We start from the raw sequence: 16,433 nt of genomic DNA on the forward strand, positions 1-16,433 counted from the left end.
GTAATAATCATTATTACCCTGTCAATATCGTGTTAAAAAATATTTAACCAGAACAGCTATCTGGATCACAATAATTTAGCACAATAAATAAAAACCAGAATTATGGTCTATTTTGTACCAAAGACTCAATACTGGTATTTTTTTGATTATTATGATTAAAAATCAATATATTAAATTATGAAAAAGTAAGGTTTTAATAGTGAAATAGCAGTATATTTCAGCGAATAGCAAATCTATCGAACTATCTCTAACTGACAAAGGATATATACACAATGGATTTCAAGTTGCCCCTTTGTTGGCTCTGCTCACATATCCTGTCATAGAAGACCCGACTTTGACCGGGTCAACTGAGTTTGCAGTGTCCTCACTTCTGAGATACAACTTGAAATTTTACTAGGTGTATTCTCTTCACGTATCAGCTAAGAAATGAAATGTTGAAATCTGATTTTTGATATAATGATTTTTCTTGTTCATCAACAAGCTGAATTAATTTTTTCACAAAAATGGATTTTAATTGCTCCCAATATTCTTCGAAGTGTTCCTGATCACGTAAACAATGTGTCATTACTGCTGCCCGTAATACATATATATGATGTATTTTTTCCCATTCGCTCTGGCTAAAACCACACTGTTCAGCATAATGCCGAGGAGTATCTCCGTAATCTTTATAACCCAACATTGTCGATGATGTGATGAAGTCGTTGGTATAAGCACGCTCGGTGGAATATGAACAGAGTTCATAGAGCCGTTTATTGAGAGCATTGTGATTCAGCAGGCTATCATTTCCGATTTCCTTAAAAGAAAAGTTAATCATATGAAAATCAGGAGATGGCATGATATGTATTTCAAATTGGTATTTTCCAACCTTTATAGGTTGCATATTCTTTATGTTATTTAATAACCAATTTGCGGTGACTATCCCTGCAGCTATGACTTTGCCATATCCACTGATATTTAGAGGCAATAATCTATGAGCTGCCCATAATGCAGCGGCCGTCGCCCCTGATTTCGAGCCTTCCATAATGGAAGAGCCTAATATATTCTTATTATTGTTTGATAAGTTATTGATTAATGAATCGCTTTGAGGGGAATTATCCTGAAAAACATAAGCTGCACGAGAGGAAATTAAATCAAGAATTCGCTTATCCTTCATACAGATAGCACCGGCAGAATATTGGATGAAACCCATTTTATGGGGATCAACTGTAATCGAATCAACATGTTTCAATGCCTTGAAACTCCGGTAGACTGCCGGTTTAGGCCAAATAATATTTTCAGGAGTCAAACCAAGTTCCTGATGCTTCTTAACCAACTCATCATATTCCATAAATTTCCCCTGCTCATCCAGCAGCAAAGAGCAGGCATATCCGGCATAGGCAGCATCAACATGAATATAAAATGATGCGCCATAACGTTCTTCACACTCTTTTCTTAACGTAATGACTTCATCAATACAATCAATAGCACCGACTTCTGTTGTCCCTACCATTGCAATCATAGCTAAAATGGCTTCTCCTTTCTCAATAAGGGAAAGTGTAATTTCGCGCATTTTGGCAACATCAGTCTGATACTCTGCATTCACAGGTAGAGGAATAATATTCTCCTGACCGATACCGAAGATATCCGCTGCTTTGACCCAGGAATAATGTTTCGATTGTGGAACAAGTAGCTTACCTATAACTTCCGGTTTAACTCCTGAACCACGACACGTCAGATCACGGATTTCATTAAATATCCCCTGTTCTTTTAACTCACTGATTAAATCAAGCACTTCTGTTGTGGGCATATTCATTAACTGTTTTGGGGATTTGTGACTGAGCAAATTTTTAGTTTCAGGATGTTGAGAAATAGCAAAAGGCAGTGTTTTCAAATTTCTGGCAACCCAAAGGCCTTCGTAGTTTGCTACTGTACCCCCTGAAGTAATGTGCCCCCAGGCTCGTTGTGGATCGTAGCCAAACATGCGGCAGAGATCTAAACCTGATTCGATCTCAAGTTCAGTGGTTGTTGGTGATACTTCATAAGAACAATTATTCGGGTTGTACATCATCGCCATGACATAAGCGAGGTTAGAAACCATCAGAGTATCAGCGTTGATATGACCAAGATAACGGGGAGAAAAGAAAGGGATAGAGGAATTTTTTAGTTTTGCTGACAACTGATTAAGTATTCCTTCAGTTCGATACAGTGTTTCTCTGTAGTTATGCTCATAGCGATCAACAGATGTTACTAATGCCGCGTCTTCAGGGTGAAACCCCGAACGCCAGTGCATGTGTTCACTGACTGCATAATCTATCATTTCTTTGAAGAACACAGCATTCTCTGACTTTGGGCCTAAAAACAGAGCATCAATATTTAAGTTAGGATTAAATAGCTTAGGCATAATTACAATATCCTCACTGATTATTATTTTTTGTTATTTATTAACCATTCATTATATGAATCAAACTACGGATACAGATATAAAACATACGAGCGAAAACTTTAATAAGAAATTAACAAATACTTTGAATTTGTGCACGGAAACAAAGAAATGAATGAAAAAAGAGATTAGTAGCTGAAATTATCTACTTATATGACTTTATGGATAAAAGGTGTATTTCTGCACATAAAAATAAGTATTGGTGTTACATTTTTTATTGTGCAGAATGGAATAAATGGAGGGTATGCACTCATTAATTGAGTAATAATTAGACGTTACTCATGGCAAAGAAGATATATTGGTTAATTATTTCAGCCACCAGCATGATCATTGTTCCTGATAAGATGGGACAACTTGTGCGAATGAGTGTTTTATTTCTGCTTTTCCACAATGTATAGGCCCATATCGTCATGGCAAGAATATATAAACACCAAGTTATCATCCTGAAGCCAAATGCGCTTTTCAGGTTAATTTCGGGTTGGTGGGGAAAAATGATATTTTCAGTTTCACCATCAGTGACTGCCTCTACTAACCAACCCATGTATGCCGGCTGTTCAATTAAGCGCGTTGTCACACTGATAAAGACAATGATTAGTGCTGCCATGAGCAATTTAGTCGGAATTTTTTCCCGTATGAATTGCCTGCCAGACTGACCAATAAGTGATAATGACAGTGCCGGCCCCAGAGTAAAGACTGCACCATAAAACAGAAAATAAGTGTTAACATTTGTCCAGGTAATTATGTCACTATTAGAGTAAATATTGACCATGTAGTGAATATCAACTAATCCAATAACGCTAATTCCCGCCATAATATATGCATGGCTCTGCTTGGTAAGCAGGACAAAGAGCGTATATAAACTCAGAGTAATAAAATAGATAGCAGCCAGTGCTGTTTCTGTATTTATCCACTCTTGCATTATGTTATGTAATTGTAATAACTGATATACGCTGAATGGGTATCCTATGATATCCAAAGAAGAGAGCAGCCCTATTCCGGCTAGAATACTGCTGATGACTAAAATTCTGCGAACAGGTACAGCTTCTGGTTTCTGCCCTGGCCCTGCTTTTCGATTAAAAAAATGAGTATAAAGTGCACTCATCAATACCAGACCAATAGAACTTTGCACTATCATTGTAAATGCAATCAACAGCCATTCACTCATGCTAATCCATCCATTTATTTGTAAAACCACCGCTATTACAACGTATTATACTCAATGGATTTCAAGATGCATCGCGGCTAAAAAAGAGTGTTCCGGGTGCATAGTCAGCAATTTGATTGAGTTCAGCCAACAAAATAGCAACTTGAAAGACCAAGGGTATATATTATTAATGTAATTTAAGTTTAATTGAAATGTTATATCGAGTATGCAAGATTTTACGCAAGTTATGCATGAATCGCAGCAAAATTTCATTTTTTTCTTCTTCGATAATAACTGTGAGTGATTAACATAAAAAGCAAGCTCTTATCAGAGCAGCCGAAATATGTTAAATTGACAGGCATCAATAATTTCTAACGAGCGCTTCCTATGGTCCCGGAAAAACGTATTATCAGGCGAATTCAATCAGGTGGTTGTGCAATCCACTGTCAGGATTGCAGTATTAACCAACTATGCATTCCTTTCACTTTAAACGAACATGAACTCGATCAGCTTGATAATATTATTGAGCGTAAAAAACCAATCCAAAAAGGGCAAACGCTTTTTAAAGCTGGTGATGCACTAAAATCGCTTTACGCTATCCGTTCTGGGACTATTAAAAGCTATACTATCACCGAAGAAGGTGATGAGCAGATCACAGGCTTTCATCTTGCTGGTGATTTAGTCGGGTTCGATGCCATTATAAATACTGAACACCCCAGCTTTGCTCAGGCTCTGGAAACTTCAATGGTATGTGAAATCCCGTTTGAGACACTGGATGATCTTTCCGGAAAAATGCCAAATCTTCGCCAACAGATGATGCGTTTGATGAGTGGTGAAATCAAAGGTGATCAGGACATGATCCTTTTGCTATCCAAAAAGAACGCAGAAGAAAGGCTGGCAGCGTTTGTTTATAATTTGTCCCGTCGTTTTGCCCAACGCGGTTTTTCTCCCCGCGAATTCCGTCTGACCATGACCCGCGGTGATATCGGTAATTATCTCGGTTTGACCGTTGAAACAATCAGCCGCCTGCTTGGACGATTCCAGAAAAATGGTATTTTAAGCGTTAAAGGTAAGTATATCGCTGTCGAAAATATGGAAAAATTGACTGAACTTGCAGGCAAAGCCCATACAAATGTAACGTAGCGTTGTTTCAAAATTTAAGCCAGATCACTATATTTTACTGATCTGGCTACCCTATCCCCTGTTATAGTTGTCTATAGTTTATCTTCCGTACAAAAATTACATCCAGCCTCTGCGAGGGATTAATATGGCAAACTATCAAAACCTCTTAGTTGCAATTGATCCGAATCAGGATGATCAGCCAGCGTTAAGACGCGCGGTATATATCGTGCAACGTAATGGTGGCCGGATTAAAGCTTTCTTACCCATTTATGATCTTTCATACGATATGACCACGTTACTTTCTCCTGAAGAAAGAAACGCGATGCGTAAAGGTGTTATTGGTCAACGGATCGCCTGGATAAAACAACAGGCGCACTACTATCTTGAATCCGGGATTGATATTGAAATCAAAGTAGTCTGGCATAATCGTTTCTATGAAGCGATTATTCAGGAAGTTATCTCCGGAAAGCATGATTTGTTATTAAAGATGGCACATCAACATTCTCTGCTGGAATCGATGATCTTTACACCACTTGACTGGCATTTGTTGCGTAAATGTCCTTGCCCTGTCTGGATGGTAAAAGATCAGATATGGCCGGAGAAAGGTTCTGCTGTTGTTGCCGTCAATTTATCAAATGAAGAATCCTATCATAACGAACTCAATCTGAAATTAGTTCATGAAACACAGGATCTTGCCAACAGAATTGTGAAAGAACCCCGGATTCATCTGGTCAGCGCCTACCCTGCGGCTCCTTTAAACATCGCAACAGAACTTCCTGACTTTGATCCCAATGTATATAACCGAGCATTACGTGGTCAGCATTTAGTCGCAATGAAAGAGCTAAGACAAAAATTTTGTATTAGTGAAGATCAAACTCACGTTCAGGAAGGTTTACCGGAAAACGTCATTCCCGAAATTTGTGATGAACTCAATGCAGGCGTGGTCGTTTTAGGTATTCTTGGCCGTACTGGTTTATCTGCCGCATTTCTTGGTAATACTGCCGAACATGTGATTGGCCGATTGAAATGTGATTTGTTGGCAATTAAACCCGAAGGTTTTGTTTGCCCGATTAATGTGGATGAAGAATAGACAATCCCGCCGCTTGCGGCGGGAAATCTATTTATGAAAAACATAAAAAATATCTTAAATTTCAGCATGCTTTTCTTTATCTTTCGATCAAAAAATAGTATTCAGGCTAGGCGATCATAACATGAGTTAATAAGCTAGACTTAAATCAATCGATTATAAAATTTAAATATTTCTGGCATATCATGTGTAGTCCAGTTTGAGTTAAGAGCCGAACGCAACCAATCTTCAAAATTTCCTGTGAATTTCCCTTTATCCCATAAACCTGACATATACTTCATAAGTTCAGCTCCGTTGAGCTCAGCCTCAACATTCTCAACAAGACCATGTGTTATAAGTCTTAATTCATTAATGACAGAAGATGCATTGCTTATAGATCCTTTCCCAATATATTGCACATATAAATTTTCAAATATTGTTTCATTTACCCCTAAAGTATAAGAGCGGCTACCCGATTCCCCCTCAATTTTCACTATATTATTAAATAATAGGCTAGTATTGTTCTTCCTTTTTATATTAAAACCTAACTTAACCATCATGTTCCAATTTTTTTCTCGTATCAGGCTAATATCTGCCTCTAAATTTTCAGTGCCTTCTACTTTGCTAATTGCGCCATTCATCCTTACATTATTATAATCTTGTAGCCAACTATTGTGTTCAGCGATATTAGCTGAACCTGCTGTTCTGAGAGAGTTTTCAGATTGCTCCAGTCCTCTATTAAATCTGATTATAACCTTGTTCCCTACCTTCAGCATTCCTCTTGCTACTGCTACACTTATTCCTATACCGATAATTCCAGCAAGAATAGAAAGCCCACCAAGTATTCCAGAAAGTATAGGATGACTGTTTTCTGTAACTTCACTACCAGCTCCCAATCCAAAACTGGTAACCTCAGCAGCAATAGCCCCTATTCCAACTAGAGACAGCCCTCCACTAGCAATAGCTGTTGCTACACTGACTACTACACCAATAGCTCCCAAAATAAGCCCTATAATTCCAGCTATACTTACATGCCCACTTGGGTCACTCCGATTAATAGGATCTCCCAGACAATAAGCATAAGCATTAATACCACCAACACTGAATGGACTAAGACTGTCTGGTGCAGTAAATCGCATCAATACAGGACTATAGGTACGATAACCATTACCTAAATGATATGTTCCCCATATTGGATCAATACGTTCACCATTATAAGAAGGCAATTCTGGGTTACGTTCATCCGGTGCCTGTTGCCCATACGGAGAATAACGATAATGAGTTTGACTACCATCTCCTTGACAACTTAACAGTACACTACTACTTCCATCACAACCCAATAAATGCGTATCATTGGCTGTTACAGTTGCAACTGATTCGCCATGTGCCCGTAAGAAACGCATGGCGTCATTACTCTCACGTACAACTTCGGCCACACGAGTTACACCTTGATAATAAATTTCATGGGTTTTATCAAAACCAATTCGTTGTAACACTAAACGGTCAATGCCGTCATAAAGATAATCGCTGATCTGATTATTGATACTCACAGAGGCTAAACGTCCTAGCGCATCATAGGTCAAATGACGTCCGGATTCATCTTGAATTAAACGCCCTGCGCAATCATAAGACAATTTGATGGTAGCTGGATAAGCAGGATGTGTATGGTTGATTGTTTCTAGCTGGCAAATATCATTTTTATTGTAGGTAAAAGTAGCAGTATCTTTGCTCCCATCGGAGAGGAAAGTTGTACAGGTTAATATATTTCCCAATTGATCATAACAAAATCTCTGACTGTTAATAGTTAAGCCGTAAGCATCACGCGGCAATTCTGAACCATTGCACTTATACTCTGTAAGCCAATGACGGTCTGGATCATAGGTATACATTTCCTTCCGTAACAGACCAGACTGCTGAGAATAAGTGGTGCGAGAGGCTATTTGTCCACTGATGGTATAGTTTTGTTGCAGGATTAGTGTTTCTGTTCCACTTTTAATACATCGGGTTACTTCACGCCCAAAATCATCAAAGGTTAGGGTTGTAATCAAGTTTCTATCATGCTGTTTATCATATACTTTCCAATAATTAACCCGGCTGGCCGCATCATAGGATTGTGTAATCTCTACATCAGTGTCTTGAATTGCTATAAAGCGACCAAATTTATCAAATTGCATCTGACAAATTTTGCCAGTGATATCCCGATAACTCGTCAACTGACCGATGGGAGAATAAGTATACTCTGCTATACGTGATACTTCAGAATCATCAAAATGGCTAATTTTTTGATATAGATGACCTGAAGGAGTATAACGCATTTCATTAGTTACAGTATTTTCCGCAGTAACCTGAGTCAGAACACCTGTTTTTTTATCGTAAGTGAAATTTTGCTGTATTTCGCCAGCGCTAACATGCATTAATGCATTAATTAACAATGGCTCATATTCACGAGTTACAATTTGCCCTAATGGGTCAGTCGTTTGGTAAGGATAAGGACAATTTCCCTGATAATTATATCTATATGTACGTTCTCCACTAGTGGTTGAATGTACACGTTGTAGACTGTCAAAGCTACGAGTGCCCAAGATATGTTCATCTATTTCAATTTGCGTGACTAATTTATCGAGACTGAATGGAGCATAAGTTTTTCTGATTACTGAGCCATCACTATATTTAATGGACGAAACCCGATCAAATAAGTCATAGGTGTATTTAGTTTCTTTTCCCAAAACATCAAAAGTAGCCCGCAAACGACCGAGGCCATCATAATGATAAGTCTGTTGATTATAGAGTTTGTGCTGGCTGTCATATAATTTGACAGTGATTGGTCGATTATTTTGATCATACTCCACAATTTTATGGCTAAAATTTAATCCGTCAGCCTGTGTGGTGCTCTGTGTAGTACGGGTTACAGGATCATAATTTTGTAGAAAACTCTTACTTGTATTATTACCTGTATTAAAAGTTACCCGACACTGCTGTCCCCAATCATCATATTCAAAATATTTCTGAGAAGCGATTTTTGTTAATTTGGTATTTTTTTGTCCCACAGGTAACCAGTCATAATTAGTTTCCAACACTATTCGGCTGAAACCGTCATACTGATTTTCCTGAATCAACCGCCATCCTTGTTCCTCTTGACCTTTTTCCAGAATCTCTTGCTGGTAAACACGCCCAAGTCCATCAAAACGGGTTCGGCGCTGGTTACCCCATATATCAGTTTTAGTGATTGTCAGAAAACCATTGTCCTCAATGGAATAAGTATAAGTTTCTTCACGAAAATAGTCAGTATTAGCATTATTGATACATTTAAGGATTCGTCCACGATCATCATAAATATATTGGGTTGTGCGTCCTTGAGCATCCGTTTCATACCATAGTTTCCCACTAAAGCGTGATTGTGTTTTAGAAGAACTTAAACTATGACCGTCATGTCCAGTTAACTCTATATGTTTAGTAAAGGCTTCGCCTTTGATATTGTAAGAAAAAATTTGCTGGCGAGTCCATGATTCTTCCACAGTCGAATTAACCCCCGTTTTATCCGGAAGTGTATACACAGTCTCATCAATGCTATCAATACGCCCATGATTCGGAGAATTAACGTCTTTCACATAATTAGTCTGAATTTCATGTAATCGCTGATCTGAACTAGACCACCTCTGGCGGGTACGCACTACAGCATATGGTGGGGACACTATGTTATAAGGTATAGATATATCGGGAAGTATGGGCAATTGCTCATAACCATAATCTACTTTATGGACAGGGGCATCATTATAGGCTCCTTCCAGAGATGCTTTACCTGGGGTGATGGTCATAGATTTCACATAACGGACAAATCCGTAGGGGTCAGCCGGACAGCCGTAGCAATCTTTACCCAAAGGCACCAACTCCCCGTCTACCGGATAATAAACCCAGTCCGTGCGGGTACCATCCGGGGCAATCTGCATAGTTGGATTTCCTGCCGCATCGAACTCTGTCTGAAGCATCTCCTCCCGCTGGCCGTTATCTGAAATAAAGCGGACTATCGCCGATTTTGGCATCTGGAACTGAGGGGGTTGCTTATTAAAACGCTCCCACCTTTGCGCATAATATTCCGTCTGATGCTCGCGTATACACCCATCCTGTTCAATGGTTTCAGAAACCAGCAGGTGGTAATTATTATAGCGGCGGGTAATTACGCGCTGGGTTTGCCCCTCATGGCAGATTTCTTTTGAGCCATACAGATAATCACTCAGAACATTATAAAGATAGTCGTCATCACTGTCCCAATCATCATGACTTCCCTCTTTAGCTCCATAACCCAGAAAATTTAAATCCGTATACTCATAATCCCGGACTATTACCACCCCGTCCTTAGTATATTGCATATATTGCGTAACGTAGGGTAAAGAGGGCAAATAGGCACCCTGCGGAAATTGATGTCCGTTAGGATTATACATAACCCATTCCGTTAATCCTGTTGGCGTTGAAACCTGACATAAAAACTCACTATCTGGGTCATAATCCAACTCCCAACTCAATATTTGGTTTGGTGTCCTGTTTTTTATCTGACTAATCTTATTATTATAAAAGATTAGCTCAATATTATACGCCTCAGATGAGCCAGGCCAGACAGTAATTTCAGTGCAAATATCCTTCTTATAATTAATATTTAATAATTTACTCGTTTCGTCTGAAATGGACGCGAGATGAGGCGCTTCATCCATCTCATATAACCAGTCAAATGTTAAATAATGTCCGAAAGAATTAACTAATTTCTTAGGAACTTTAACATCAGAAGCATCAAGAGGGCCAGTCAATATTTCAACCAACCCGGATTTATGGATCACTCGATAAACGTCCTGAACCACATCCTTTTCAAATCGCACCACATCCTGCTTGTATTGTCGGAGAAGAACCGCCTTGTCAGATTCATCCACCTTATAACGCTCACCTGTTGATAATACCAAAACCCTGTTTTTTACATCATACTGGGTAAATCCGAGGGAAAATCCCTTACCGAAACCAATGTCAGCAACATTAAGCGGATTGTAATAAAGTGTAATTGATTGTTCTGGCCCTAGTTGGTTATTTCCTATCAAATTAATAATTGGCATTAGATAGTTAAATAAACCTGTCCTTGGATCAACTTTCCCCATGACAGCACTTTGGAAATTGTTAGCATTCGAAAAAAAATTAGCCTCAGAACCCAATGAAGATGGATTTCTTTTTTTAATATCACTCATAAAATTCCCCATGGATTAACTACAAAAAAATTAATATAGAAAGAATTCATAAAAATAAATAGAACATTTTTATGAAAATTTAATATTAATTAAATTTCATTAACAAGCTTAAGATAACTTAAAGAACATATCAGAATTTAAAAAAAACACTTTCCTCTCTATATCTTAACAATAAGGAAAACTAATAACTAAAAACTAATCATTAAAAAAATGAAGAGTATATATACATGGTATTTTTTAACGAATACAGCCTAGTTGGTGTTCTGTCGTTTTTGAAATGATACCCAATGATATGGATACAAGTTACCAATTAAGTATAGAACAAAAACTCCATATAGCAATTAATTAAAAGTATAAAATATTTATTTTAAATTAATTCAACCAACTGATTAGTTATCCTTTCAATCCTACTCTTTGAATTAATACAACCAATAATCTATTTAATACTTCAAAATCAAGTGGATAAAATTTTAAATCCCAAGCATTAACAATGGATTAAAGCAATAGGATTCATAAATATTTCAGAGGTTAAATATAATTTCTCTCCTGTATGTCTCATAAGTACGAATAGCAACTATAATAGAATAGAAACTTACTAAGTTTTCGCTTTCGTATAAGTGGTTCCAAAAACACTCTAATTATTAAATAAATTAATTTATTATTATCAACCTAGACATAATTATAAATTCCATTAAATAATATTTATTAAAAATAAGGAAAATCAAAATGAACAAGAAGAATGAATACAATAATAAATCCGAAAAACTTTTGCCTAGTAATTTATCAAAATTTCATTTGCAAACATATTCAGGAACACCAGCAGGAAAAATATTTGCTAACGGGAAAATGCAATGTGGTCTTAAGATTATCATACTAGCTACTGACGATAATAATCGTATAGTTAAATTAACTGATGAGGAATTAGATAGCATCGAATTGATTAACATGGCTACAGGTGAAAAATTATCAGGTGAATGGTCATACAGTGATGTCGAAAATGATTACACTCATCTTTATCCTTCCCCTTATTTAGAACAAAGTTCACAATTTTCTAATTCACTACCTCAATACACTGACCTAGATCAAAAAAAAATCTATTGGGTCACATCTAAACAAATTGCAGAATTAACAATAGGAGCCAAATTCATACTGAATAAAAAAACATTTAAGTCACCTAAAGGCATTTTAATTAAAGCTGAAAGACCTATTATCTATTCCAAGGAGGATATTTATAAGTACTCAGAAACATCAATAAAGTCAGGAAAATATAAAATTCATGAACACGTGGATAAAAGGACCATTAATGGTCACGAAACGTCCGACAAGGATTTTTATTTTCCATGGAATCAAACCAATCATTATTACAGGATTAAATACTTAATACATGATATAACTATATGGAATACACGGGAGGATAAAAACAAGGAAAGTCCCGAGTACCATAAAATGGCCCACCTTAAGTATTATGCTAACCTTCATATCTGGTTTCTCTGGGGGGATTTTCAAGATGAAAGAACGGCCGGAGATATTATAGATTCTACTTATAAATATGAAGAACCCCTTGGGAATGGGATGAGAACAACAACATATACAACTAGACCACAAGCAGAAATTACTACGACAAACGATGAGGCTAAGGGTTTGATTAGCTTCAGTGAATTATGGTTCGAAGCAAATATGAAAGAATTATGGAAGGAAACGCCTGAAAAAGAAAATACAGCAAATTTAAAATTTCACGATGAATATGGAAATGAGTCTAGAACTCTGCGAGTTGAAATAAAAATAGAGGATGGCCAGCAAATTATTACATTTGAAAATAATATTTGAATATAAAATTAGACTCTTAGAAGCTACAGCTTTACAACAAGAGACACAGTTTTTTGAGCATACTGTGTCTCCATTACTCTCTGATAATAGTAAATAAAATGTAGCTAATTTTACATTTTCATCACCCGTCAGAAATTCAGATTTCTGGCTGCATTTTTCAAACGCTCATCTCCACGTCGATCATATTTTTGAGTTGTTGTGATACTTGAGTGCCCCATCGCATCTTTGACTGTGACAATATCTTCGCCATTATCCAGCATGGCTGAAGCAAAAGTTCTGCGTAGATCATGCGGAGCAAATTTTTCTATCCCGCTTTCAACTCTGCGATTTTCCAATATATGATAAATAGCCTGATCTGAAAGACGACTATCAGTTACATCATCATGACGCCGGATACGAGTAAATAATGGACCGGCATGATCACCGCGGACTTCATTTATCCAACGATTTAATCGTCTCCATGTTCCTTCCGGCATATAAGATAAACGTTCTTTATTACCTTTTCCCATTACCCTTAATGCCTGCTCGCGATAAATAATACTTTTCATATCTAATGAAACAATTTCTGATCGGCGCAGACCGCACCCCACCAGAATGCCAATAATGGCTGCATCACGTAAACCTTTTGTACTGATATCATCTTCACAGGCATAAAATAAATTTTTAATTTCATGTCGCTCAAGTGCCCGCCCTTTCGGTAAACGATTTCCCCTGACAGACCGTACTTGTTTGATGTGCTGAAAACTATCGGTATCAAGTTGTTTCATTGTCCATGCTTCTAAAGCAACACCTTTCAGAGCTGAAAGATAAGTATTAATTGTTGCTGGAGCTTTTCCGGAATCAGAGAGCATTTCCATTACAGCCTGTATATGATGCCGCCGCAAATCACTCCATGAACAATCCCGCACATTCTGATACCCCAACATTTTTGCCACAATATTAAGGAATGATTTCATTGTCTGTCGGCTTCGTTTTGATCCCAAACTGACAAGATAGGCAATAGCCGGATTGTCATATACCTGATTATCAGGTACCGATATTGACATACCCATTCCCTGTTTTTTTTGCTCACTGGAAAGCACAATCAATGATTGTTTCTCTGTATTTTTTTCATCTTCATTGTGCATAACTGCTTCCTGATCCCAATATTTATTGATTGCTCTACGTAAAAAGTGGGGCTAATGACCCACACCATTTTATTGCTCGAACCTTACTTTTTCAAATGTATATTTTAATAAGTAGACGAATCAAGAAGCAGAAATTTGTACATAAGGAATAGCTTATTACACATAACCTTTTGATATTATTGACATCAGATTATCAAAAACTGCTAGATCAATGTTTGAATGAAATGTCTTCTACTATAGCAACTAACTTTAAGATGCTTGGAATTTTGGCGAGAAGTATGATTGGGAGTCCTTGCATCACATACATTGTATCGCCCGCTCAATATATTCAGGATGCAGCATTGCCCCTTCAGTCATTGAGACAACGCTACTACTTGCTTCTTCTTTGGCTCCCAGGCATACCAAAGCCAGCGCGGATTCTTCTTGTGACCGACAAATGACCATATATGGACGCCCCCGGTTATGCAAGCATTGAGTCGATACGGTTTGCTGCCATATATCCGGCGTCATAATGAACTCACTTGTTCGCGCCATGATGTCATCCGCACCCTGCTTCCTTATCACTGCTCGGGCATGTTATTGCCTTGGTCATTCTCAGGCTATGACAGGGACGGTAGCCGTTTTTTCATCAGTGTTTGCAAACTCAGTTAAAGCGTCTGTTTCAATTTATTCAATTAATTGATAGAAAAAGCCTTCTTCATATTGAATTCCACATTATCTTTCAGAATACGCCAGATAATCCGAGTCAGCTTGTTGGCTAAGGCGACTGTTGTTTTCAAAACCCCACATCGAGTAATCAGTGCTCTCAGCCACTCGCCTAAGCGGTCATTCCGTTTTGGGGCACAGCGCATCACGGCACGGGCTCCGTGGATCATTAACGTTCGGAGATGACGGTTACCATTTTTGCTCAGGGAAGACAGACGGTTTTTTCCACCCGAACTATGTTGCCGGGGAACCAGCCCGCACCAGGCAGAAAGTTGTCGGCCATTAGCAAACTGGGCGATACTGACTTCACTCACGAAGGCAGCCGCAATGAGAGGTCCCACACCGGGAATGGTCAGCAGGGAGTGATAGCCCACTTGCTGGCAGGACAAAGCTTCCGTTTCTTTCTCCATATCATGAATGTGTTTATTCAGCGTGCACAGGGTTTCCCACAAGGTATGCAGTAGATGCCGTAGGGCGAAAGACAAAACGTTGCTTTCATCTTCTAGAATATCAGGCAGATGTTGTCTCAGCTGCTGGATACCCACAGGAATAATCAGTCCCAATTCAGCCAGAAAAGCCCGTATCTGATTGGCAAGTGCAGTCCGTTGTTCCACCATAAGCTGTCGGGCGCTACGCAGTGCTTTGATATCTTGCTGTTCCACGGTTTTGATCGGGACAAAATGGATACCCGGACGACAAGCTGCCTCACAGATAGCGAGTGCATCATTCGCATCGTTCTTTTGATGGTGGCTAAAGGCTTTGACATGCTGCGTGGGAATGAGCCTGACGGTATATCCCATTGCCTGCAGTGTCCTACCCCAATGATGAGAAGTCGCACACGCTTCTATGGCAATAAGCGTTGCCGGAGGGAAAGCCCGTACTGCATCAAGAAATTTTTGCCGTGAAATCTTTCTGTTAGAGGCAACGGAACCGTCTGCCATCCAGACGCAGATCTGAAAAACGTTTTTGGCGAGGTCAATGCCAACGACTTTGATCGTATTCATGATGTGTTCTCCCGAAACTCAGTGCACCGGATAACAGGATGACCCTGTTTATAGCGGGAAAAGGGGGACGTCCATCACATCACTGTTCGTCGATTTCACAGATAATATGGATGTCACTTCCCGCCAGAGGCCGTGTCGTTACTTGTCTTGGTTCAAGTTTTTTAACGTGCGAAGAACGGTGTTGATACCGACCTTCAGGACGCGAGCGGTGTCTCTGATACCACCATTATTCTCTTCCATATCAAAGATTTGTTCTTTCACTCCGAGTGTACAGGCTTGTGACCCCGGGTAATGTGAATGATCGGCAGCCTGTTCGCGAATTATCAAAAGTTTTAACGGGTTCTCTTTACGGACACAAAGGATATCTGAGTCAAGAATTAGCGGATGATTTAGCTAAAACGGATATCACCTTTATCACGAAAAATCGCCGTAACATGAAAGCACGTGCATTGGCTGAGTGGAATAAGATCATGCTTAAAAACGTTTTATTATTGAAACGATTAATGGGCAGTTAAAAAATATCGCTCAAATAAAACATTCTCGTCACCGAAGTATGACTGGATTTTTGTTAACTGTTTTAACCGGATTGATTGCTTACTGCCTTCAGGAGAAGAAGCCATCACTGAAGGTTTTCTACTCAGAAGGAGGTATTTCAGCAATGGCTTAAACGGAATTGGGGTTAATTATTGGGAGCATGACCTTCTGATAACATAGGTCATGGCATGATAGTTCGGGTGACCAGTTTTTTGGCGAAAATAAGAGGCCAAATTATCATGCCGTTCCATTCCCTTCGA

General features: G+C 38.6%; 8 protein-coding genes and 3 pseudogenes. 4 read left to right on the top strand and 7 right to left on the bottom strand.

Annotation, left to right across the window (positions count from 1 at the left end):
* Positions 1-415 precede the first annotated feature (415 nt).
* Together AACX38_RS13685 and AACX38_RS13690 are read right to left on the bottom strand one after the other, a co-directional pair.
* Positions 416-2,380 carry a pyridoxal phosphate-dependent decarboxylase family protein gene (locus AACX38_RS13685; protein ID WP_228863022.1) on the bottom strand — a complete coding sequence of 655 codons (1,965 nt, stop codon included), beginning with the start codon at positions 2,378-2,380 and terminating at the stop codon, positions 416-418.
* A gap of 307 nt (positions 2,381-2,687) precedes the next feature.
* Positions 2,688-3,584, bottom strand: coding sequence for a dimethyl sulfoxide reductase anchor subunit family protein (locus AACX38_RS13690; RefSeq protein ID WP_228863023.1), 897 nt, complete (start codon positions 3,582-3,584; stop codon positions 2,688-2,690).
* A gap of 366 nt (positions 3,585-3,950) precedes the next feature.
* On the opposite strand from AACX38_RS13690, the gene AACX38_RS13695 reads away from it, so the two are divergent.
* Together AACX38_RS13695 and uspE are read left to right on the top strand one after the other, a co-directional pair.
* Positions 3,951-4,706 (top strand): FNR family transcription factor, encoded by a 756-nt coding sequence (locus AACX38_RS13695; protein ID WP_228863024.1) that lies wholly within the window; start codon positions 3,951-3,953, stop codon positions 4,704-4,706.
* A gap of 124 nt (positions 4,707-4,830) precedes the next feature.
* A complete protein-coding gene (uspE, locus tag AACX38_RS13700; RefSeq protein WP_228863025.1) occupies positions 4,831-5,775 on the top strand; it encodes a universal stress protein UspE in 945 nt (314 codons plus the stop codon).
* A 140-nt stretch (positions 5,776-5,915) separates the two neighbouring features.
* Here uspE and AACX38_RS13705 read toward each other — a convergent pair whose 3' ends face one another.
* Positions 5,916-10,976, bottom strand: coding sequence for an RHS repeat domain-containing protein (locus AACX38_RS13705; protein ID WP_228863026.1), 5,061 nt, complete (start codon positions 10,974-10,976; stop codon positions 5,916-5,918).
* Between the two features lie 726 nt (positions 10,977-11,702).
* Here AACX38_RS13705 and AACX38_RS13710 point away from each other — a divergent pair.
* Positions 11,703-12,803: a hypothetical protein gene (locus tag AACX38_RS13710; RefSeq protein ID WP_228863027.1), complete on the top strand. Its 1,101-nt coding sequence runs from the start codon at positions 11,703-11,705 to the stop codon at positions 12,801-12,803.
* A 128-nt stretch (positions 12,804-12,931) separates the two neighbouring features.
* Here the strand turns inward: AACX38_RS13710 and AACX38_RS13715 are convergent, their stop codons facing one another.
* From AACX38_RS13715 to AACX38_RS20785, 4 genes and pseudogenes are all read right to left on the bottom strand, one after another.
* Positions 12,932-13,930: a tyrosine-type recombinase/integrase gene (locus AACX38_RS13715; protein WP_370630591.1), complete on the bottom strand. Its 999-nt coding sequence runs from the start codon at positions 13,928-13,930 to the stop codon at positions 12,932-12,934.
* A gap of 365 nt (positions 13,931-14,295) precedes the next feature.
* A pseudogene (locus tag AACX38_RS13720) lies at positions 14,296-14,373 on the bottom strand (IS1 family transposase); the annotation flags it as partial.
* Between the two features lie 231 nt (positions 14,374-14,604).
* A complete protein-coding gene (locus AACX38_RS13725; RefSeq protein WP_228863028.1) occupies positions 14,605-15,639 on the bottom strand; it encodes an IS110 family transposase in 1,035 nt (344 codons plus the stop codon).
* An 82-nt stretch (positions 15,640-15,721) separates the two neighbouring features.
* Positions 15,722-15,918: pseudogene (locus tag AACX38_RS20785) on the bottom strand (IS1-like element transposase); the annotation flags it as partial.
* Between AACX38_RS20785 and AACX38_RS13730 the strand changes: the two are divergent.
* A pseudogene (locus AACX38_RS13730) lies at positions 15,918-16,306 on the top strand (transposase); the annotation flags it as partial. The pseudogenes AACX38_RS20785 and AACX38_RS13730 sit on opposite strands and share 1 nt — an antisense overlap.
* Between the last annotated feature and the right edge of the window lie 127 nt (positions 16,307-16,433).

The organism is Xenorhabdus sp. PB30.3, assembly GCF_963895965.1.
In the GTDB taxonomy this organism is placed as follows: Bacteria; Pseudomonadota; Gammaproteobacteria; order Enterobacterales; family Enterobacteriaceae; genus Xenorhabdus; species Xenorhabdus stockiae.

Coding starts and splice junctions, on each gene's coding strand:
- uspE (WP_228863025.1), top strand. CDS start 4,831: ATGGCAAACTATCAAAACCTCTTAGTTGCAATTGATCCGAATCAGGAT.
- AACX38_RS13725 (WP_228863028.1), bottom strand. CDS start 15,639: ATGAATACGATCAAAGTCGTTGGCATTGACCTCGCCAAAAACGTTTTT.
- AACX38_RS13715 (WP_370630591.1), bottom strand. CDS start 13,930: ATGCACAATGAAGATGAAAAAAATACAGAGAAACAATCATTGATTGTG.
- AACX38_RS13690 (WP_228863023.1), bottom strand. CDS start 3,584: ATGAGTGAATGGCTGTTGATTGCATTTACAATGATAGTGCAAAGTTCT.
- AACX38_RS13685 (WP_228863022.1), bottom strand. CDS start 2,380: ATGCCTAAGCTATTTAATCCTAACTTAAATATTGATGCTCTGTTTTTA.
- AACX38_RS13695 (WP_228863024.1), top strand. CDS start 3,951: ATGGTCCCGGAAAAACGTATTATCAGGCGAATTCAATCAGGTGGTTGT.
- AACX38_RS13710 (WP_228863027.1), top strand. CDS start 11,703: ATGAACAAGAAGAATGAATACAATAATAAATCCGAAAAACTTTTGCCT.
- AACX38_RS13705 (WP_228863026.1), bottom strand. CDS start 10,976: ATGAGTGATATTAAAAAAAGAAATCCATCTTCATTGGGTTCTGAGGCT.